21 protein-coding genes are annotated in these 19,884 nt (G+C 68.2%); 5 read left to right on the plus strand and 16 right to left on the minus strand.

The window, feature by feature from the left end; all coding sequences use genetic code 11:
- Positions 1-14: 14 nt before the first annotated feature.
- The 7 genes from AB4850_RS23385 to AB4850_RS23415 all read right to left on the minus strand — a co-directional run bounded on the left by AB4850_RS23385 (position 15) and on the right by AB4850_RS23415 (position 5,814).
- The gene (locus tag AB4850_RS23385; protein WP_414445352.1) at positions 15-1,472 is read right to left on the minus strand and encodes a type II and III secretion system protein family protein; all 1,458 of its coding nucleotides are present in this window, start codon (positions 1,470-1,472) and stop codon (positions 15-17) included.
- A gap of 110 nt (positions 1,473-1,582) precedes the next feature.
- On the minus strand, positions 1,583-2,536 hold the full coding sequence (cpaB, locus tag AB4850_RS23390; RefSeq protein WP_414445353.1) for a Flp pilus assembly protein CpaB: 954 nt from the start codon (positions 2,534-2,536) through the stop codon (positions 1,583-1,585).
- A gap of 12 nt (positions 2,537-2,548) precedes the next feature.
- Positions 2,549-3,058 (minus strand): prepilin peptidase, encoded by a 510-nt coding sequence (locus tag AB4850_RS23395; protein WP_414445354.1) that lies wholly within the window; start codon positions 3,056-3,058, stop codon positions 2,549-2,551.
- Positions 3,059-3,127: 69 nt separating this feature from the next.
- On the minus strand, positions 3,128-3,310 hold the full coding sequence (locus tag AB4850_RS23400; protein ID WP_414445355.1) for a Flp family type IVb pilin: 183 nt from the start codon (positions 3,308-3,310) through the stop codon (positions 3,128-3,130).
- 596 nt (positions 3,311-3,906) lie between these two features.
- On the minus strand, positions 3,907-4,089 hold the full coding sequence (locus AB4850_RS23405) for a Flp family type IVb pilin (protein ID WP_414445356.1): 183 nt from the start codon (positions 4,087-4,089) through the stop codon (positions 3,907-3,909).
- A gap of 105 nt (positions 4,090-4,194) precedes the next feature.
- Complete coding sequence (locus AB4850_RS23410) at positions 4,195-5,265, minus strand: hypothetical protein (protein ID WP_414445593.1); 1,071 nt, start codon at positions 5,263-5,265, stop codon at positions 4,195-4,197.
- Positions 5,266-5,349: 84 nt separating this feature from the next.
- A complete protein-coding gene (locus AB4850_RS23415) occupies positions 5,350-5,814 on the minus strand; it encodes an Lrp/AsnC family transcriptional regulator (RefSeq protein ID WP_414445357.1) in 465 nt (154 codons plus the stop codon).
- 263 nt (positions 5,815-6,077) lie between these two features.
- Between AB4850_RS23415 and AB4850_RS23420 the strand changes: the two genes are divergently transcribed.
- The 3 genes from AB4850_RS23420 (at position 6,078) to AB4850_RS23430 (ending at position 8,164) form a co-directional block, all read left to right on the plus strand.
- Positions 6,078-6,626, plus strand: a complete 549-nt coding sequence (locus AB4850_RS23420) for a Spy/CpxP family protein refolding chaperone (RefSeq protein ID WP_414445358.1) — start codon at positions 6,078-6,080, stop codon at positions 6,624-6,626.
- Positions 6,627-6,828: 202 nt separating this feature from the next.
- Positions 6,829-7,263 (plus strand): PGDYG domain-containing protein, encoded by a 435-nt coding sequence (locus AB4850_RS23425; RefSeq protein ID WP_414445359.1) that lies wholly within the window; start codon positions 6,829-6,831, stop codon positions 7,261-7,263.
- A gap of 76 nt (positions 7,264-7,339) precedes the next feature.
- On the plus strand, positions 7,340-8,164 hold the full coding sequence (locus AB4850_RS23430; protein ID WP_414445360.1) for a hypothetical protein: 825 nt from the start codon (positions 7,340-7,342) through the stop codon (positions 8,162-8,164).
- An 85-nt stretch (positions 8,165-8,249) separates the two neighbouring features.
- Here AB4850_RS23430 and AB4850_RS23435 read toward each other — a convergent pair whose 3' ends face one another.
- From AB4850_RS23435 to AB4850_RS23470, 8 genes are all read right to left on the minus strand, one after another.
- Positions 8,250-8,615 carry a DUF3022 domain-containing protein gene (locus AB4850_RS23435; RefSeq protein WP_414445361.1) on the minus strand — a complete coding sequence of 122 codons (366 nt, stop codon included), beginning with the start codon at positions 8,613-8,615 and terminating at the stop codon, positions 8,250-8,252.
- A 31-nt stretch (positions 8,616-8,646) separates the two neighbouring features.
- Entirely contained in the window at positions 8,647-9,435 is a 789-nt protein-coding gene (locus AB4850_RS23440; RefSeq protein WP_414445362.1) for a YhfC family glutamic-type intramembrane protease, read from the minus strand.
- A 52-nt stretch (positions 9,436-9,487) separates the two neighbouring features.
- A complete protein-coding gene (locus tag AB4850_RS23445) occupies positions 9,488-10,534 on the minus strand; it encodes a LacI family DNA-binding transcriptional regulator (protein WP_414445363.1) in 1,047 nt (348 codons plus the stop codon).
- 298 nt (positions 10,535-10,832) lie between these two features.
- Entirely contained in the window at positions 10,833-11,813 is a 981-nt protein-coding gene (locus AB4850_RS23450; RefSeq protein WP_414445364.1) for a 2-hydroxyacid dehydrogenase, read from the minus strand.
- Positions 11,814-11,818: 5 nt separating this feature from the next.
- The gene (locus AB4850_RS23455; protein ID WP_414445365.1) at positions 11,819-13,099 is read right to left on the minus strand and encodes an MFS transporter; all 1,281 of its coding nucleotides are present in this window, start codon (positions 13,097-13,099) and stop codon (positions 11,819-11,821) included.
- A gap of 68 nt (positions 13,100-13,167) precedes the next feature.
- Positions 13,168-14,157 (minus strand): sugar kinase, encoded by a 990-nt coding sequence (locus AB4850_RS23460; protein WP_414445366.1) that lies wholly within the window; start codon positions 14,155-14,157, stop codon positions 13,168-13,170.
- A 35-nt stretch (positions 14,158-14,192) separates the two neighbouring features.
- Entirely contained in the window at positions 14,193-14,957 is a 765-nt protein-coding gene (locus AB4850_RS23465; protein ID WP_414445367.1) for a TIM barrel protein, read from the minus strand.
- Between the two features lie 163 nt (positions 14,958-15,120).
- A complete protein-coding gene (locus AB4850_RS23470) occupies positions 15,121-16,008 on the minus strand; it encodes a LysR family transcriptional regulator (RefSeq protein WP_414445368.1) in 888 nt (295 codons plus the stop codon).
- Positions 16,009-16,122: 114 nt separating this feature from the next.
- Here AB4850_RS23470 and AB4850_RS23475 point away from each other — a divergent pair, with 114 nt between their 5' ends.
- Together AB4850_RS23475 and AB4850_RS23480 are read left to right on the plus strand one after the other, a co-directional pair.
- On the plus strand, positions 16,123-17,196 hold the full coding sequence (locus AB4850_RS23475; protein WP_414445369.1) for a YeiH family protein: 1,074 nt from the start codon (positions 16,123-16,125) through the stop codon (positions 17,194-17,196).
- Between the two features lie 124 nt (positions 17,197-17,320).
- The gene (locus AB4850_RS23480) at positions 17,321-19,057 is read left to right on the plus strand and encodes a ClcB-like voltage-gated chloride channel protein (protein ID WP_414445370.1); all 1,737 of its coding nucleotides are present in this window, start codon (positions 17,321-17,323) and stop codon (positions 19,055-19,057) included.
- A 90-nt stretch (positions 19,058-19,147) separates the two neighbouring features.
- On the opposite strand, the gene AB4850_RS23485 is transcribed toward AB4850_RS23480, so the two are convergent.
- Positions 19,148-19,768, minus strand: coding sequence for a TetR/AcrR family transcriptional regulator (locus tag AB4850_RS23485; RefSeq protein WP_414445371.1), 621 nt, complete (start codon positions 19,766-19,768; stop codon positions 19,148-19,150).
- Positions 19,769-19,884 lie beyond the last annotated feature (116 nt).

A 19,884-nucleotide genomic window follows, 5' to 3' on the forward strand; every position in this document is an offset into this window, starting at 1 on the left:
CACGTGGCGCCTCCTTAATAAACGTAGCCGGCCGGACCGGTCAGGATCGGCTGGGGCGCACCGGTATCGGCCGGCGAACGCGCTTGACCGCGCGCGAAACCGTACTCGACGTCGCTGGTACGGCGCACCAGTGAATCGATCGGCGAGCGCAGACGCTTCGGGTCGACCGGGTTTGCGAGATAAGGCGTCACGATAATGACGATCTCGGTCTTGTTGCTCTGGAAGCTCTTCGACGAGAACAGCTTGCCTAGGATCGGCAGCGAGCCGAGGCCCGGCACCTGCGCGATCGAATTGCTGGTATTCGATTGCAGCAGGCCGGCGATCGCGAAACTTTGCCCGCTTGCGAGCTCGACGGTGGTGTCGGCGCGGCGCACGCTGATCCCCGGAATGCTGATCGCATTGGTCTTGATGCTCGACGACTGGTCGATCTGGCTGACTTCCGGCCGGACCTTCAGGCTGATGCGGCGGTCGCTGAGTACCGTCGGCGTGAAATCGAGCTTCACGCCGAACTGCTTGTAGTCGACCGTCACAGCGCCGTTGATCTGTGAAATCGGGATCGGAAATTCGCCGCCGGCCAGGAAACTGGCGGTTTCGCCCGACATCGCGACCAGGTTCGGCTCGGCCAGGGTGGTCAGCAGGTCTTCCTGCGTCAGTGCCTGGATCAACGCGTTGACGCCGGCTTTCTGGAAGCCGGCCGCGATCGAGTATCCGGCGCCGACGACGTTGGTCGACGACGTGCTGGTATTGGCCGCCGTCAGCGTCGCGAGCGAGGTCGCGCCGTTGATGATGCCGCCGTAGAAGTTGCCCCCGCCCAGGAACGACACGGTGTTCCAGTTGACGCCGAGCTGCTGCGTGACGTTGCGGTCGACTTCCGTGATCCGCACGCGCAGTTGCACCTGCAACGGCTTGTCGATCACAATGCGGTTCACGACCGCGACCTTGTCGCCGGCGTAGGTCTGCAGCGTGGACATGATCCCGTCGGCCTGCACCGAATCGTCGGCGCGGCCTTCCACTTCCAGCGAGCCCGGCCCGCCGTTCAACTTCAGGTTCGCATGCGGGTAGCGCGCGTTCAGCATCGTGCGCAAGGTATCGAGATCCGGCGTGACCGCCACCGTACGCTGCACGATCGGATGATTGGCGGCGTCGAGCACGTAGAGCGTGGTGGTGCCCGCCTTCTTGCCCAGCACGTAAAGCACGCGCGGCACCGGAACATTCACGTCGGCGATGGTCGGATCGGCGACAAACACCGAGACGGCATCCTGCGGCAGCGAGAGCATGGTGCCCTGGCCGGCGGACAGATTGAGTTTCGCGCCCGAGGCGGCGCTGCCCTGCACACGCGGCGTGGCGCCATGCACGGCACGATCGCCGACGGCGGCTGGGGCCGCGGCGTTGATCGGCCGGCCGTCGCGCAGATCGAGCGCGCCGGCCGAAGGCGAGACCCCCGCCAGCAGCAGCGCCAGCGAGACGGTCATGGGAAGCGCGATGCGCATCCGCTGGGAAGTTCCGAACCGCGATTTCATGATGAGTGCATATTCCTGCTCGATGCCGAGACTCGATGATCCAGATATGGCGCGGGCCGACATCAGTTTCCGACCGGCAGCGTGGGCATGACCGTCGGCAGCGGCGAAGCAACGCCACCGCCCCCGCCCGTGCCGACCGTGCTGCGTTCCGAACCGCGATAAATCGTGACCGGAGGTGCCGTGAAGCCGGGCTCCGACGGTTGACGCGGACGCTGCAGGTCATGCAGGGCACGCGAGACGTCGCCGCTCCACACCGGCGCGACTTGCGAAGCCGGCATCGTGTCGACGGCCGCGGCGGTCGACTTGGGATCGCGATTCTCGGTGGCGAAGCTGCGCAGCGCGAGCGACAGGCTGCCGAGGTGCGACGCGACCGCCACGACCTCGCTCATGCGCGGCGTCACTTCGAGCGTGACGGTACGCGCCGTGCGCAAGCCGCCGTCGACGTTGGGCGTCGCATCGTCCTTCGGCCGCGTGAACTGAGAGCCGACCGCCAGCACCCGCACCTGCTGCACCACGGTTTCGCTCGACACCGACTGCCCCGGCGAATCGGTGCGGCCGGTCATTTGCTGGGTCAGCAGCAGGTCGACATAGTCGCCCGGCTGGATCAGGCCCGCGTTGCCGGACACGTCGTCGACGGCAACCGAGATGGCGCGCATGCCGGGCTTGAGCGTCGCCGCCAGAAAGCCCGGAGCATTGGACAGGATCACGTCGGAGCTGACCAGCACGGTGCCAGCCGTCACCGGATGACGCAGCAACGCGCCCTTCAGCTCCGGTGCGCCGGCCGCGCCGGACACCACCGCGTTGGTGGGCACGTCACGCGTCGACACGGATTTCCAGCCGAGATCCTCATCGCGCAGCAGCATGCCGACCGGCAAATCCGCCACGGCGACCTGGACTTTCGCCGTGTTCGCCGCGGGCGTATCGGTGTGCTGGGACGATACGATCACGAGCCGGACGATCAGCGCAATGATCACCGCGCCAATCAGCAAGCCAAGAATTTTGAAGAGATTCGACATGGTTGAGACGTTCTATCGCGCAAGCAGAGGCAGCACACCAGGCAGCACGATCGCAGTGGCGCCACCGAGAGCCAGCGCGACACCATAAGGGACGCCACGGGCGCCGGAGAACAACGCGAGCCAGCGGCGCACGCCGCGCCGCTCTGCCGACGGCGACAGGCGGCGCGTTGCGAGACTGATGAATCCGACGATCGTGCCGATCACGGACACCAGCGTGAGCGCCGGCATGAACCCCGTCACACCGACCCACAAAAAGATGGCGGCGGCGAGTTTGACATCGCCGCCCCCGAGCATGCGCGCGGCAAACAACGCAAAGCCGGCGAGCAGAATAAGAAGCGCGACCGCGAGATGGAGACCCATCTCGGCAGCCGGCATGCCGACCAGGACGGCGTCGACAGGAAACAGCACCGCGATCGCGGCGACCGCCCGCGTCGGCAGCCTGCGCGTGCGCAGATCGACCGTGGCGAGCCAGGCAAGCAGGCAGGCGACGACGATCCGCATCAGCAGGGACAGGACCAGCACGACGATTTCCGGGAGGTAGTGAAAGCCGGCGAGGGGCGAACCGCACGCCCCGCCGCGGCCAACAGGCGATTACTTGTTGTTCTGGGCCGTGGTGGCTTGCGTGAACAGCGTCGAGAACATGTTGCTGACTTGCGTCTTGTAGTTGGCAGCGATGCCGCCCAGCGCCAGGATCACGATACCGGCCAGCACTGCGTATTCCATTGCGCTGACGCCACGCTCGTCGCGAGCAAATGCCTTCAAAAGCTTCTTCATAGTTAACCCCGTAAATCCAGTATTAAAACGTTAATCAAAAATCAGCCAGACCAACCAGAGAGACCCAACGACGCCACAACAATCGACTGCCGAAACCCTTGCCCTTCGGCCAGCTCGAACCCGCGGAGCCTCCGAGAATTCGCCCGTTGCCTGAGCAGTTATCTCGTGAGGCAAATTATAGATATCGACCTTGGCTTTACGGTGCAAATGTTCGTGAAACACTGTTAAATCTTCACTACACACTGTTACACCGCACCGCCCTCGAATGCCGTATGGACGCGGGCGAGTCATGACAGCGTCATGCAGCGCGTGGCCAACGCCTCGCGTTCGGCTTTCGAGCCGCCGCGCCGGCCGCGCAACCACCCGCTTCATGACCGCCATGCCGCTGATATCGGCGGGCAGGCGACATTCTTTAGGAAAAATCCTATTGCGGCCAGTCTGAAATAACAAAATTGACGACGACATCGTTTGCGCGATGCGCGACGAAGCGCCGCACATCGGATCCAAACCCATGCCAGTCAAGGAACGAAGCTTGAACGCAACCAGCCGGGCGCCGTCCCGAAAAAGTAACAAAAGGTGAGCGCACCCGGCGCTGCTCAGTTGCTGTTTTGCGTGCTGTTGGCCTGCGAGAACAGCGTCGTGAACATGCTGCTGATCTGCGTGCGGTACCCGGCGCCGATGCCGGCGACCGCCACGATCACGGCGGTCGCCAGGATCGCGTACTCCATGGCACTGACTCCCCGCTCGTCGCGCGTGAAAGCCTTGAGAAGTTGTTTCATAGACCGCTCGGTGAGAATTTTCGGCATTCCCGCCACATTCAACATGACGGCCTTGCTGCCATTGACGGCAGCCTGACAACATTCTTTAGAAAAAAAATATGTGCATCAAGCGGGAAGCTTTCCGGCCTCCTCCCCCTGCACCCCCGTCCCGCACCCGCTGCAAAACGGAAAAAACGCGAAATTGCGCGTCCCGCATCCACACACCTGAAACAAACGCAGCCCGCAATGAATGCAGAACGTCGACTGCTCGCCGCCGAGGCTCCACGGCTTGTCGCAGGACGGACAGGTTTTCTTCTGGAACGAAGCAATGGCCTTTTCATAGCCGATCGACTGCGCCCGCTCGTCCTGGCTGCGCTGCATCTCGTCGCGCTTGCGCTCCACGTAGCGCTGGAACGCCCGCAGCATGTAGATGCCGGCGAACACGGTCAGCGCAATGCCGACCACTACCCGCACATAGCCGCCGAAATCCGGCAGATACGGCACCAGCTCGACGAAGAACGCCGACAGCGCGAACAGCCCGAAGCCATGGACAAACGGCCAGTAGCGCGCACGCCGGTAACGCACGAACAGCCAGAGCGCGATCAGCAGCACCGGCAGCGTGAACGCCAGGCGCCAGCCGAACACCTCCAGCGCATAGCGGCGCTCGGCGCTTGCGTAACGCGCGTCGGCCGCCTCGCGGGCCTGCGAGGCGCGCTGATCGAGCGCCTGGGCACGCTGGGCCAGCGCCTGCGCCTGGTCCGACAGCGCGTCCTGCTGCTTCTGCAAACCGGCCAGCGCGGCCTGCAGCCGGTCCAGTTGCTGCGTGCGCGCCAGCACCTCGGGGTTGCGGCTGCTGTCGCCGGTCGCGCTGCGCGTGGCGACCCAGTTGCGGAACGCTTCCTTGGCGCTGTCGTAGTCGCGCCGGGCGCGCGTGACGGCCACGCCGGCGGCGTCCTGTTTGGTCGACAGGCTCTCGCGTTGGCCGTCGAGCGCGCGCCGCTCGTCGCGCAAGGCGGCGTCGCGCGCGGTGTCGGCGAACTGCTCGACGTTCGGCGGGCCGCCGGCCGGCGCGAACATCATGTCGCGAATCACCAGGCTGCCGAGCATGTTCAGGAACAGCGCGAACACGATCGCCACGGCCCACGACGCGAGCCGCAACCATCGTTCGGGGCGGGAAAAGGCCTGGCTGGGTTTCATCTTCATGGTCTCTCCGGTGTCGTTGGTGTTGTGTCGGCCGTTGGGTCGCCGTTGTGTCGACCGGTCCGGGCCGTGTGCGGCAAGCTAGACGCCGATCGTGCCGCGATCGATCTTGCGCGCGAGGATGATCGAGGTGGTGGTGCGTTCGACGCCGTCGAGCGCACCGATCTCGTCGAGCAGGTCGTTGAGCCGGCCCGGCGAATCGGCGCGCAGCCAGGCGACGTAATCGAACTCCCCGCTCACGGCGCACAGCAGTTGCACCTCGGGCATGCGATCGAGCCGCTTCAGCACGTCCTGGCCGAATTTCGGCGCGAGGATGATGCCGACATAGGCGACCAGGCTGGCATCGAGCACGTCCTGCCCGAGCCGGGCGCCGTAGCCGGCGATCACCTGCGTGCGCTCGAGCCGCTCGATGCGCGCGATCACCGTGGTGCGCGCCACGCCGAGCTGCCGCGCCAGCTCGGCCACGCTGGCGCGCGCGTTCGCCTGCAGCATCGTCACGAGGCTGCGGTCGAGTTCGTCGAGCTGGTCGAGGCGGGGTGGGCGCATGGCGGTATCCGTGACAAGGTGACGCGATGATAGCGCCGATGCCCGAGCCCCCCAAGCCGCATCGCCGACCCGGCGGGCCTGGCCGGGCCGGCACCGCCGCGCCGGGGCCGAGCGTTTGCGATTCGTTTCGGTTGTAAGCAGATGTCGCTTCGCTGCACATTTGCACGTTCGCATGCTACTAATAGCGCACCTTCCGGCTCGCGGCTTGCTACACCCGATGGCGAACGCACCGGAAATCGAATGACGACCACACCGGAGTTCAAATGAAAAAGATCTCGCTGACTCTCGCCGCCCTGTTCGCGCTCGGCGGTTCGATTGCCGCTCATGCTCAAACGCCCGCCTCGGCCCCGGCCGCTGCCACGCCGTCGTCGGCTGCGGCCACGCATGCCGCGCGTCACGAAGCCCGCGTCGAAGAACGGATCAACTTCCTGCACAAGCAGTTGAAGATCACCTCGGAACAGGAAGCGCAATGGAAGCCGTTCGCCGACACGATGCGTGACAACGGCGAAACGATGGGCAACCTGTACGCCCAGCGCGTGGATGCGAAGGGCTCGGCCACGGCGCTCGACGACGTCAAGCAATACGCCGACATCGCCCAGGCCAACGCCGACGGCGCGAAGAAGCTGGTCGATTCGTTCGGCCCGCTGTATGAAGCGCTGTCGCCGGCGCAGAAGGCCATCGCCGACAAGACGTTCGCCGAACGCTGGCACCATAACGGCCCGCGCGACGCGAAGCATGCACCGCACAAGGCCGCCAAGAAGCCGGCCGCCGCGCCGGCAGCGGACGCCGCCAGCGCACCGGCCGCGCAATAAGCGCCGCCTGCCTGCCAAACGGGGCTGCGGCCCCGGCGCCAGGCCCCGTACCCCCTGTACCCTCGTACCGAATACCCCGGCCTCTCGCCTTCGCGCGACGGGCCGGGTTCTTTTTGGGCGGCCCGGCGGCGCCCGGCGCGCGCCCTCCCCAGCCCGGGCATTTCAGGCTACAGTGCGGGCTTTTGCGCAAGCCACGCGAACCATGATCGAACTGAAGCAAATCGACCTGCGCACGGATGCCGCCGCGCAACGCGTCGTCAAGGATGAAACCGTGCAGGTGGCGTTCGCGGCCGAGGCCGGCGAACTGATGAGCCTCGAAGGGCCGAACCGCTATGCGAGCGGCGACGCGATCGTGACCGGCTCGACCGGCGACCGCTGGGTCGTGTCGCGCGAGCGCTTCGACCCGAAGTATCTGCCGGCCGCCGACGGCCTCGAACACGGCCAGCCCGGCCCGTACCGCAACCGCCCCGCCGTGCTGCTGGCGCGGCGCATGGACGAGCCGTTCACGATCGCCCGCTCCGAGAACGGCGACGTGCTGCGCGGCACGGCCGGCGACTGGGTCATGCAGTACGCGCCCGGCGATTACGGCGTGGTGCAGGCGCTGCGTTTCGCGCAGGTGTATCGCGTCGTCGAATGAGATCGGCGCGGGCCCCACGGGCCTGCGCTGCCATCCGCCGCTCACCGCCCACTGCCGCTACGCCGCGAAACCTTTCATGACGCTCTCCCGCCTGCGCCGTCTCCTATCCGTCCACGCGATCCGCGCCTGCCTGCTGATGCTGCCGGCGCTGGTCGCCGCCCCGACGCATGCCGCCGAGCCGGCCACGCCAGCGCAACTGGGCGCGGCCTTGAGCGCGCTGCTCGGCCATCCCGCACCGCTGCCCGATGGCGATGGGCAAGTGGTGCTCGCGCCGTGGCCGCACGCGCCGGCCGGCAGCGGCGATGCCTGGGTGGTCGCCGCGCTGCTGCCCGCCCCGAACGGCGATCACGCGCCCGATCTGTGGGCCGGCGTGCTGTCCCGCCAGGGCGACGGCTTTCGCCTGCTCGCAAGCAGCACGCACGGCGCGATCGACGATTTCTCCTGGCCGATCTGGCATCCGTCGCTGCAACTCGACCTGATCCCGTATCCGCTTTCCGCCAACGACACCGCGTTCGGCGTGCGCGTGCTCGATGACTACACGTCCACGGCGCATTCGGATGCCTATGCGGCGATTCGGCTGTATCACCTGAACGGCGCGGCGCTGGCGCCGGTGTTCGACGCGCTGACTTCGATGTCGAGCTACGACAAGGACGAGGCCGCCCAGTGCGTGCAACACGCCACGCACGGCAAACACGATCCGACCGAGGCGCAGCAGGCGGATTGCGACGCCGACGCCACCACCAGCGGCAGCTACCTGCTCGCGTTCAGCCCGGCGCAGACGCGCGGCCATTTCGATCTGCTGGTGCGCACGCGCCCGGCCAAGGGCCAACCGCCCAGGCTGGTCAAACGTGCGAAGTGGGATGGCAACGGCTACCAGCCGCGCGTGTTCGACGGCGGCTGACACCCGAAACCGGAACGGGACGTGAAACGACCGGGCCGCGCGAACGGCGGCCCGCTACATGCCGTCGGCCATCACCATCGGGCCGTCAGGCGAATTCCTCGCCGAGCGCGAGCGTCGTATCGCGCTCGATCGCCTGCCCTTCGGCGTGCCGCTCCTCGAGCGAGCCGATGAACGCCTCGACATAGGCGCGCAGCACGGCATGGCTGCGCGCGCGCTGCATCGGCCGCATCGCCAGGTAGCGCGCATACGCGGCGGGTTCGATCCGCAGATCGAGCGTCATGCGCTTGGGCGCGGCGCCGAAACGCATGCCGAGCCATTGCACATGCAGGAAGCGCCCGGCGTCGTCCTGACGCTCGGCAAAGCTCGTCTGCTCGGGAAACAGATCGCAGATCACGTGCGCCAGCGCCTCGTATTCGGGGCTCGCGCAGTCGTAGTGATAGTCGTCGTCCATCGCCGACCTCCTTGTGAATGTCAGGCCGGGTTCAGGCAGTGCGCGGCGCGGGCCGGCTCCACCGGGCGAGCACGGCGATCAGCGCCACGGTCAGCAGACCGTAGCTCGTCACCATCGTCGAAATCGAAAGCGCGCCGGCATTGAACGCGATCAGCGGCAGATCGGCCAGCGGATGCAGCACGATCGCGAGCGGCAGAATCCACACCTTGCGCGCCCGCACGCCGCGCCACACCAGCACCGACATCGCCACCTGGAACGTGAACATCGCGATGCATTCGAGCACGCGCACGCCGACCGTCGAGGCCGACATCGTGACCAGCATCATCTGGATGCGCAGCGCGAGATCGGCGGGCATGGTCGACAGTTGCGCGTTGAGCTGGCCGCGCTGCGCGAGCCAGACCAGCCAGACCCACTGGCCGAGCACCACCACGCCGACATACCAGGCCTGCGCGCCGCCGAAGCCGACGCCGTAGCCGAAACCGCGCCCGTCGCCGAGCGAAGCGCCGTAGCGGCGCTCGACGAAACGCAGCCCGAAATAACGGCCGGCTTCCTCGATCACGGCCGGTGCGATCAGGCTGAACGCGACGAACACGCCGGGCTTGGCGAGCGTCAAGGCCACTGCGGGCACGTGCAGCACCAGCGAATAGAAGCCGCGCTCGATCAGGGTGGCGAACAGCATGAACGCGGCGATGCCGACGATCGCATCGCGGCGGTCGACCTTCATGGGGGATTTGAGCAGGCGGAACACGACGATCGGCAGCAGCGCGACGATCAGCGTGCCGATGATCAACGCCACCAGCGTGGCGGGAGCAACAGTCATGACGATCCTTGGAAGGCAGGCGCACCGGCCGGTGCGCGACCCCGCATGATACTCAGCTTGCGGTGGACGTGCGAACCATGAGCTGTCCGGGCAGCAACGCCTCGCGGGCCGCGCCGGTGGCGCCCTCGATCCGGTCGTGCACGAATTCGACCGCGCGATAGCCGATTTCGTAGGTCGGCTGGCGAATCGTGGAGATGCCGAGCAGCTCGGCCCATTCGGGGTCGTCGATCGACAGCAGCGCGGCCTTGGCCTGCCAGCCCGCGCCGTGGCGCGCGTGCAGATGCCGCGCGAGCGCCAGCGCGACGGGCGCGTTGGCGGCGAACAGCGCGACGCGCCGGCCTTCGCCGGCCGCGGCGTCGATCCGCGCATCGAGTGCCGCGAGCGAGGCGCGCAACGCCTCGGCGTCGGCGAGATCGGCCACCACGGTCGGCAGCGCCGCGCGGCCCGTGGCGCCCAGCGCCTCGCGGAACGCGGCCTCGCGCAGCCGGCGCGAACTGACCTGCTCGTACGGCTGCACGATGAACACGATGTCGCCGAACCCGTTGCCGTGCAGGTGCGCCAGCCCCGCGCGCACGGCTTCGGCGTTGTCGAGGCCGACCAGATCGGCATCGAAACCCTCCACCCGGCGATCGACCATCACGGTCGGAATCCCGCAGCCGCGCAGCGGCATCAGCGCATCCTCGTGCGCCCCGAGCGCGTTGACGATCATGCCCTCGACGCGATAGGTGGTCAGCAGTTGCAGGTAGCGGCGCTCCATGTCGGCCTCGTTAGCCGCGTGGCAGATCAGCGGCATGTAGCCGAGCGCGTGGCACGCGGCCTCCACGCCCTGCAGCACTTCCACGGTGTAGGGATTGGTCAGGTCGGCGGCCAGCAGCCCGAGCAGCCGGTTGCGGCCGCGCTTCAACCCGCGCGCCATCTGGTTCGGGCGGTAGTTCAGATGCGCGATCGCCGCTTCGATGCGCAGGCGCAGATCGGTCGACAGCACGCCGGTCTCGCCGTTCAGGTAGCGCGACACGCTGGTCTTGCCGGTGCCGGCTTCGCGCGCGACGTCGCTGATCGTCGCGGGGCGCGCGGCGGGCACGGGGCGGGGCTCGGTCATCGCATCGTCTCCGGGAAAATGCGGCATGCGGCCCGACGGCGGAAGCGGGATACGCAGTTCAACTGATCGTTTCTCCATGGGGCGAAGCCGGCAGCGCCGGCCCGTGCGCGCACGTTGCCGGACGGCCCGCGACGCTCGATTCGTACAGCCCGTCGTGCAGCCTGTGGTGCGATTCGGCGCGCATTCAGCGCGCGATCATAACGCAGCCGGACGCCGCACAGCACACGGCACGCCGGGCCGGGACAGTCGTCAGTCGACCGACCTGCACGCGGCGCCGCGTCATGCCCCGTGGCGGCCGTCAGCCCTGCCGTGCCGACGCGCCGCCCAGCAGCTCGCGATTGACGATGTTCTCGCGCAGCCTGCCATCGAGCGCGCCGATCAGGTTCTCGGCCGCGTTGCGGGCCATCGCGTGGCGCGTCTCGGCGGTAGCCGAACCGATATGCGGCAGCGCCACCACGTTCTTCATGCCCAGCAGCGGCGAATCGGCCGCGAGCGGCTCGCGCTCGAACACGTCGAGCCCCGCGCCGCGGATCGTGCCGGCACGCAGCGCCTCGATCAGCGCTGCCTCGTCGACCACCGGCCCGCGCGCGGCGTTGATCAGGATCGCGCCGGGCTTCATCCGTGCCAGCTCGGGCGCGCCGATCAGGTGGCGCGTGGCCTCGGTCAGCGGCACCTGCAGGCAGACGAAATCGGAAGTGGCCAGCAGTTCGTCGAGCGGCACGCGGCGCGCGCCGAACTGCGCCTCGGCCTCGGCATGCGGGCTGCGGTTGGTGTACTGCACGCGCATCCGGAACCCGAGCGCGGCACGCCGCGCCACCGCCGCGCCGATCCGGCCGAGCCCGACGATGCCGAGCGTCTTGCCCTGCACGTCGGTGCCGAACAGCGGCTCGCCGATGCTTTTCTTCCACTCGCCGGCCTTGACGAATTCCGCCAGCTCGACCACTCGCCGCGCGCTCGCCAGGATCAGCGCGAACACAGTGTCGGCGGTGGATTCGGTCAGCACGTCGGGCGTGTGGGCGAGCACGATGCCGCGCCGCGTCAGGTCCGCCACGTCGAACTGGTCGTAGCCGACCGAGATCGTCGACCAGGCGCGCAGCTTCGGCGCGCCGTCGAGCATCGCGGCGGTGACGGGCAGGCTCGCGCCGATCGCGCCGTCGGCATCGGCCAGCGCGGCGGCCAGCGCCTCGGCGCCGTTCGCGTGGATCACCTCGGCATGCGCCTCCAGGTAGGCGAGCACGTCGTCGGGCAGGGTCTTGTAGGCAACGATACGGTGAGTCATGCGAATCATTTTCCGGTGGAAGTGTGAGCCAGCGGCGGCACGCTGTCGGGCTGCGGCTTGACGAGCAGCGTCAGCACCACGGCCGCCACCAGCGCGACGCTCATGAACGCGTACGACGCGGCGGGCGAACCGGTCGCGCCGTTCAGGTAGCCGACGAAATACGAGCCGACGAACGAGCCGAGCGCGCCCATGCTGTTGATCAGCGCCATCGCGCCGCCCGCCACGTTCTTGGGCAGCAGCTCCGGCACGATCGCGAAGAACGGGCCGTACGGCGCATACATGGCCGCGCCCGCGACCACCAGCAGCGAGTACGACAGCCAGAAATGCGTCGAGCCGAGCGCGTAGGAACCGGCGAACGCGAGCGCGCCGATCAGCAGGAACGGCCAGACGAACGCCTTGCGCAAATCGAGCTTGTCGGAGGCCCACGACACCAGCAGCATCGCGATGGTGGCCGCCAGGTACGGCAGCGCCGACAGCCAGCCCGTCTCGACCATGCCGAGCGACGAGCCGTTCTTGACGATCGACGGCAGCCACAGCACGAAGCCGTACACGCCGATGCTCCAGCAGAAGTACTGCGCGCACAGCATCATCACGGCCGGCTGGCGGAACGCCTCGCGGTAGTTGCGCACCGGCTTGAGCCCGGCCTGCTCGCTGGCCAGCACGCGTTCGATGTCGCGTTTCTCGTCGCTCGTGAGCCAGCTTGCCTGCGCCGGCTTGTCCTGCACCAGCACCCACCAGCAGATCGCCCAGACGACCGCCGGCACGCCTTCGGCGATGAACATGTGGCGCCAGCCGAACTCGTGCACCAGGTAGCCCGACACCACCGACATCCACAGCACCGTGACCGGGTTGCCGAGGATCAGGAACGTGTTGGCGCGCGAGCGCTCGTGCTTGGTGAACCAGTTGCTGATGTAGATCAGCATGGCCGGCATCACGGCCGCCTCGACCACGCCGAGCGCGAAGCGGATCGCCATCAGCGACGGGATGTTGTCGATCACGCCGGTGAGCGCCGCGCAGCCGCCCCACAAGATCAGGCTCCAGAACACAAGCCGCTTGACGCTGCGGCGCTCCGCGTAGATCGCGCCGGGAATCTGGAAGAAGAAATAGCCGAGGAAGAACAGCGCGCCGATCAGCGAGGCCAGATCCTTGCCGATGCCGAGATCCTGGTTGATGCCGGCGGCCGACGCGAAGCCGAAATTCGCGCGATCGAGATACGCGAGGCTGTACGTGATGAACACGATCGGCATGATCTTCCACCAGCGGCGGACCGGAAGCGTGGCATGCATGAGGCTGTCTCCTTCGGCGTCGTGCGCCGCAATAGGTTCGTGGCGGGTTCGTGGCTGCGCGGGCGCGATTATCGCGCGAGCGCCTCGGCCACGACCGGCTCGGCATCGGTTTCCAGCCGATCGAGTTCGGCGCGCGTGGGCAGGCCTTCCGAATCGCCGATCACCTGGATCGCGAGCGCGCCGATGCGGTTGCCGCGCGCCACCGCCGCCTCGACCGGGCGGCCTTCGAGCAAGGCGCTGATCACGCCGACCGCGAAGCCGTCGCCCGCGCCCACCGTATCGACCACGCGCGCCACGCGCTCGCCGGCCACCGTGCCTTCGCGGCCGTCGGCGCACCGGTAATAGGCCCCCGCCTCGCCGAGCTTGATGACCACGCCGGCGCGCGCGCCGTTGTCCAGATAGAAGCGCGCGATCTCGGCCGGCGTGTCGAGGCCCGTCAGTTGACGGCCTTCGGCCAGACCCGGCAGCACCCAGTCGGCCTGCGAGGCCAGTTCGTTGAGCGTGCGCGCCATGACCTCGGCCGACGGCCACAGCGTCGGGCGCAGGTTCGGATCGAACGAAATCGTCTTGCCGGCCGCGCGCATCTCGCGGGCCAGGTGAAAGGCCAGCTCGCACGAGGTGGCCGAGATCGCCGGGGCCACGCCGGTCAGGTGCAGATGGCGCGCGCCGAGCACGTAGTCGGCGGCGTAATCGTCGAGCGACAGGTGGCTGGCGGCCGAGCCCTTGCGGAAGTATTCGATGTCCGGATCGCTGCCGTCGTCGGCGCGCGCCTTGAGCTGGAAGCCGGTGCGGTAGCGGCCGTCCACCGTCACGCAGGCGGCGTCGATGCGTTCGTGCGCGAGCGTGTCGAGCACGTGGCGGCCGAACGAATCGTCGCCGACGCGGCTCACGTAGCCGACCCGGAAGCCGAGCCGCGCCAGGCCGATTGCAACGTTCAGGTCGGCGCCGGCGATGCGCTTGGTGAACTGCTCGGCCTGCGCGAGCGGGCCGGGCGCATTGGCGACGAACAGCGTCATCGCCTCGCCGTAGGTAACGATCTCGACGGGGGACTGCGACATGATGAAAGCTCCTTCGGAATGCGGAAAACGGACGATCAGGCGGCGTCGAGCCAGGCCACGCGGCGGTGCGCATCGGCGGCGAGGTTCGTCGCATCGAACGGGAATTCGATGCCGCGCGGCACGTCGCGCGGCAGCGCGGCCAGCACCGGCAGGCACAGCGGGTCGGCCTGCTGCGGCGCGACCGCGAAGCGCCGTGCGCCCTCGCCCGTCACCGCCTTGCAGTGGATGTATTCGACGTGCCCGGCCAGGGCGCGCGCGGCGTCCAGCGGCGTTTCGCCGGGCCACAGCCAGTTGCCGATGTCGAACGTCATGCCGAGCAGCGTGCCGGCGCCTTCGGCGCGCAAGGCCGCGAACAGGCCGGTGAACTGCGCGAGCGTGCCGCCGATCTCAAGCTGGCCGTTCTCGACCAGGATTCGCGCGCGCGCGCCGCGCGCCGCCTCGGCGATCGCGCCGGCATGCGTCGCGCCGGCGAAGCCGCCCAACTGGAATTTGACGAAGTGCGCGCCGAGCGCGTCGGCTTCGGCCAGCGCCAGATCGAGCGCGTCGCGATCGAGCGCGCCGTCGTCGCGATACAGATTGGCCGGCGTCGAATAGACGGCCCACAGGCCGGCCTCGGCGATCGCCAGGCCGAGCGCGGCGAGCGCGGCCGGGCTGGCGTCGTCGTCGGACGCGAACAGCTCGCGCCGCACCTCGAATCCCGAGGCGCCCGCCTGCGCCGCGTGCGCCACGAAGGCGCGATGCCCGTCGCGGCGAATCGCCTCGACACCGAACGCGCTGGCGACGATCACGATGTGTGCCATGTCTGCTTGTCTCTCATTGTGTGGCTCCGGGCACCTCGTCCTGGAACCGGTTCCATTCGATGACGCGAATGGTGCGCTTCGGCCCGGGCGGCGGCCATAGAGAAAATCCCTAGGGGGAGAAATCGACAAACCGGTGCCGGATCACGCCGCCGACGCTCGGCCGTCAGGCGCCCTGCCAAGCCAGGCTCATTTCCAGGAACCGTGCGGCAACGCGCGACGGCGTGGCCGCATGCGGCACCAGGATCGAGAAGCGGCGCACCAGCGGCTGCGGCGCGATCGGGCGCTTGATCAGCGCCGCATCGCCGCGCAGCGACATGGCCGACACGAAACCGACGCCCATCCCCGCCCGCACGGCCTCCTTGACAGCCTCCACGCCGGCGATCTCCAGCGCCACCCGCACCGGCACGCCGGCCCGCGCGAAGGCGCGCTCGACCAGTTGCCGCACGCCCGAGCCGGCCTCGCGCAGCACCAGCGGCGAGGCGGCCAGCACGTCGAGCGACACCGGCGCCTCGGGCGCCGCCGCGAGCGGATGCGAGGCCGGCACGATCGCGACGATCTCGTCCTCGTGCCAGCTGTGCACGGCGGTGCCGGCCGGCAGCGATTCGCCGGGCGGCCCCTCGATCAGCGCGAGATCGAGCGAAGCGAGCGCCGCCACCACGTCGGCGGTGTTGCCGGTCATGGTCTGGACCACCACGGCCGGCGCGAGCGGCCGGAACGCGGCGATCAGGTAAGGCAGCAGGTAGCTGGCCGGCGTCGAACTGGCGCCGATCCGCAGCGTGCCGCGCTCGACGCCGCGCACCGCGTCGCGAAACGCACGCGCCTGCCCGTAGGCGTCGCGCACCTGCGCGGCCAGCGGCGCGAGCGCCTCGCCCACCGGCGTGAGCCGCACGCCGCGGCCGTCGCGCACATAGAGCGGCTCGCCAAACTCGTCCTGCAACTGGCGCAACTGGCCCGACACGGCGGGCTGCGACAGATGCAGCGCATCGGCCGCGCGGCTGATGTTGCGCAGCTCGGCGACGGTGGCGAACGTTATCAGTTGATCCGGGGTCATGCCGAGAAAATATCAGAATTTCCGATAGTTGATGTCACTAATCACAATTTTTCATATCGATATATCCAAATTAGGATTAGGCCCATCGCATCGACACCCGGAATCGCCCGCCTCATGTCCACCGCCCACCCCACCCTGCCGCACGCCGCCGCGCCGTCCGTGCGCGGCCAGTTGAACGGCGTGCTGTTCGTCGCCCTGTTCGCCGCCGCCGTCACCCGTCTAGCCGGGCTGCCGGCCATCGAGCGGCTCGGCCTGTCGCCGCTGATCGTCGGCATCATCGCGGGCACCGTCTACGGCAACGCGCTGCGCGACGGCATGCCGGAAAGCTGGGCCGCTGGCATCAACTTCTCGGCGCGCAAGCTGCTGCGCATCGCGGTGGCGTTCTTCGGCCTGCGCGTGAGCCTGCAGGAAATCGCCCAGGTCGGGCTGCCGGGGCTGGCCGTCTCGGTGCTGATGGTGGTCAGCACGCTCGTGATCGGCACCTGGGTCGGCACCCGGCTGCTCAAGCTCGACCGCGACACGGCCATGCTGACGGCGGCCGGCAGCGCGATCTGCGGCGCGGCGGCGGTGCTCGCGTTCGAATCGACGCTGCAATCGAAGCCGCACCAGAGCGCGATGGCGGTCGGCAGCGTGGTGCTGTTCGGCACGCTCTCGATGTTCGCCTACCCGCTCGCCTATCACGCCGGCTGGATTCCGCTCGACGCGCAGGGCCTGGGCCTCTACTTCGGCGGCACGATCCACGAGGTCGCGCAGGTGGTGGGCGCGGCCAGCGGCGTCGATGCGCAGGTGGTACATACCGCCACCATCGTCAAGATGACGCGCGTGATGCTGCTGGTGCCGGTGCTGCTGGTGCTCGGCGCGTGGCTCGCGCATTCGTCGCGCAAGGCGAACGGCGCGGCGGCCGGCCACGGCAAGCGCAAGCTCGCGGTGCCGTGGTTCGCGCTCGGCTTCCTCGGCTTCGTCGTGATCAACTCGCTCGGCGTGCTGCCGGAGCAGGCGGTCCACACGCTGAACACGCTCGACACGTTCGCCCTGACCATGGCCATGACGGCGCTCGGCATCGAAACGCGCTTCGCCCAGATTCGCGCCGCCGGCCCGCGTGCGCTGACGGCCGGCTTCGTGCTCTACCTGTGGTTGATCGTCGGCGGTTTCGGCATCACCTGGCTCGTCGAGCGCTGGCTTGGCTGACGACCCGCACGCCCCTCGCCCCGCAGCCCACCTCGCTGCCCGCGCCGCGCCCGCCGGAACCGTCCGGCCGGCGCGGCGCGGTGCTATCCTTGCCCTCGACTTTCTCCGCGCTCCCCACCACCTCGTGCTGTCCTTTCTGCTGAAGCTGCGCACGCGCGCCCAAACTCTGTTCCGCCTGTCCGATGCCCACACGATGCTGATCTGGTCGGTGATCGCCGGCATCAGCGGCGCCTTCGCGACGATCCTGTTCCGCGAGGGCATCGATACCATCCAGCGCCTCGTTTCCGGTTCGAGCGGCAGCTTCGTCGAGATGGCCAAGCGGCTGCCGTGGCAGGTGCGCGTCTGGCTGCCGGCCGCGGGCGGCTTCCTGGCCGGCTGCGTGCTGCTGTTCGCGCAGCGTGGCAGCGCCAAGAAATCGGGCGGCGTCGACTACATGGAAGCGGTCGCGCTCGGCGACGGCATCGTGCCCGTCAAGGACAGCCTCTGGCGCAGCGCGTCGTCGCTGCTGACCATCGGCAGCGGTGGCTCGATCGGCCGCGAAGGCCCGATGGTGCAGCTCGCCGCGCTGGCTGCGTCGCTGGTGGGGCGCGTCGCGCGCTTCGATCCGCCGCGCCTGCGGCTGCTGGTGGCCTGCGGCGCGGCGGCCGGCATCACCTCGGCCTACAACGCGCCGATCGCGGGCGCGTTCTTCGTGGGCGAGATCGTGCTGGGCGCGATCTCGATGGAAAGCTTCGGGCCGATGCTGGTCGCCTCGGTGGTGGCCAACATCACGATGCGCGAGTTCGCCGGCTACAAGCCGCCGTACGAAATGCCGGTGTTCCCGGCCGTCACCGGCATCGAGGTGGTGGCGTTCGTCGCGCTCGGCCTGCTGTGCGGCGCGGCCGCGCCGCAGTTCCTGCGCCTGCTGGCCGCCTCGAAATCGCAGTTTCGCAAGCTGCCCGCGCCGCTGCCGGTGCGGCTCGCACTGGGCGGGCTGGTGGTGGGCGTCATCTCGATCTGGGTACCGGACGTCTGGGGCAACGGCTACAGCGTCGTGAACTCGATCCTGCATGCGCCGTGGACCTGGCAGGCGCTGGTGATCGTGATGGTGTTCAAGCTGCTGGCCACCGCGGCCACCGCGGGCTCGGGCGCGGTCGGCGGGATCTTCACGCCCACGCTGTTCGTGGGCGCGGCGGCCGGCTCGCTGTTCGGGCTCGGCATGCAGATGCTGCTGCCGGGGCATGTGTCGGCGTCCTACGCATATGCGATCGTCGGCATGGGCGCGTTCATGGCGGGCGCCACGCAGGCGCCGCTGATGGCGATCATCATGATCTTCGAGATGACGCTGAGCTATCAGGTGGTGCTGCCGCTGATGGTGTCGTGCGTGGTGGCCTACTTCGCGGCACGCGCGCTCGGCCAGACCTCGATGTACGAGATCACGCTGCGCCGCCATCGCGACGAGGAAGAACGGCTGCGGCTGAAATCCACGCAGATGCGCGCGCTGATCCAGCCGGCGCAAACCGTGGTGCATCCCGACGCCACGGTGGCCGAAATGACGCGCGTGTTCCTCGAATATCCGGTCAAGTACCTGTACGTGACCGACGCCGACGAGACATTTCGCGGCGCGGTGGCGCTCAAGGACATCACGTCGGACCTGCTCGAAGGCCGCGACACGCAGCACAAGACGGCGGCCGACTACACCCACACGCCGTTTCCGCTGCTCACGCCCGACATGCCGCTCGGCACGGCGCTCGAGCATTTCATGTGCTTCCAGGGCGAACGGTTGCCGGTGATCGAATCGGCGGCGAATCCGGTGCTGGCCGGGGTGGTCTACAAGACGTCGCTGCTCGACGCGTACCGCCGCCTGAACGGGAACCGTTAAGCGGCAGCCGTCCGGCAGGACAAGCGAAAAGTCGGGAATTCGAAAGCATGCGAAGCGGCGCGTCGGCCGCTCTCCGCACATTCGGCGCGTTCAGCCCGGCGAGCGCCCGAGCACCACGCGCGCGAAGAAGCCACCGAGCGTGGCTTCGGTCATTTCGAGCGACACGAACTGCGGATCGGCCTGGTGGATCGCCTGGATGCCGTCGCACAAGCCCATCAAACCCACCGCGAGCTGCTCGGCCGGCAGCAGCAGCGGCGTGCCCGCGCGCTCGGCGAACAGCTCGATGGTGGCGGCCATGTCCTGGATCTTCTCGCGCATGAACGCGATGTAGCGGGTGCGGAATTTCGCGTCGCGCGCGGCTTGCAGCTTGGCTTCGGCCCACAGCATGAAGGCCGGATTCAAACGGATGAACTGGCTGTAGAACGTCAGCGCGCGGGCTTCCATTTCGTCGCGCGTGCCGCCCGAATCGAAGATCTGCTGCAGCTCGGCGCGCATCGCCTCGTGATCGCACTTCAGCAGCTCGAGCAGCAGCTCGGCCTTGCCGCCGAAGTTCGAATAGAACGCGCCGCGCGTGTAGCCGGCCGCGGCCGCAATGTCCTCGATGCTCGCCGCGACATAGCCCTTCTTCGTAAATATCGTGTTCGCGGAACTGAGCAGGCGCTCGCGCGTCTGGTCCTTGCTCTGTTCGCGGGTCAAGCGCTTCGGTTTCATGGCGCGAAGTCTAGCACCAAATTTCGGAAGATCCAGCTTTGCATTCAGATACAACTGTGTATTAGAATGCATCGCTGTTTTCGAGATACAGGTGTTCGCCGCCGGCCCGACAGGCC

The sequence above is a fragment of the Burkholderia sp. 22PA0106 genome (assembly GCF_047497155.1).
Taxonomy (GTDB): domain Bacteria; phylum Pseudomonadota; class Gammaproteobacteria; order Burkholderiales; family Burkholderiaceae; genus Burkholderia.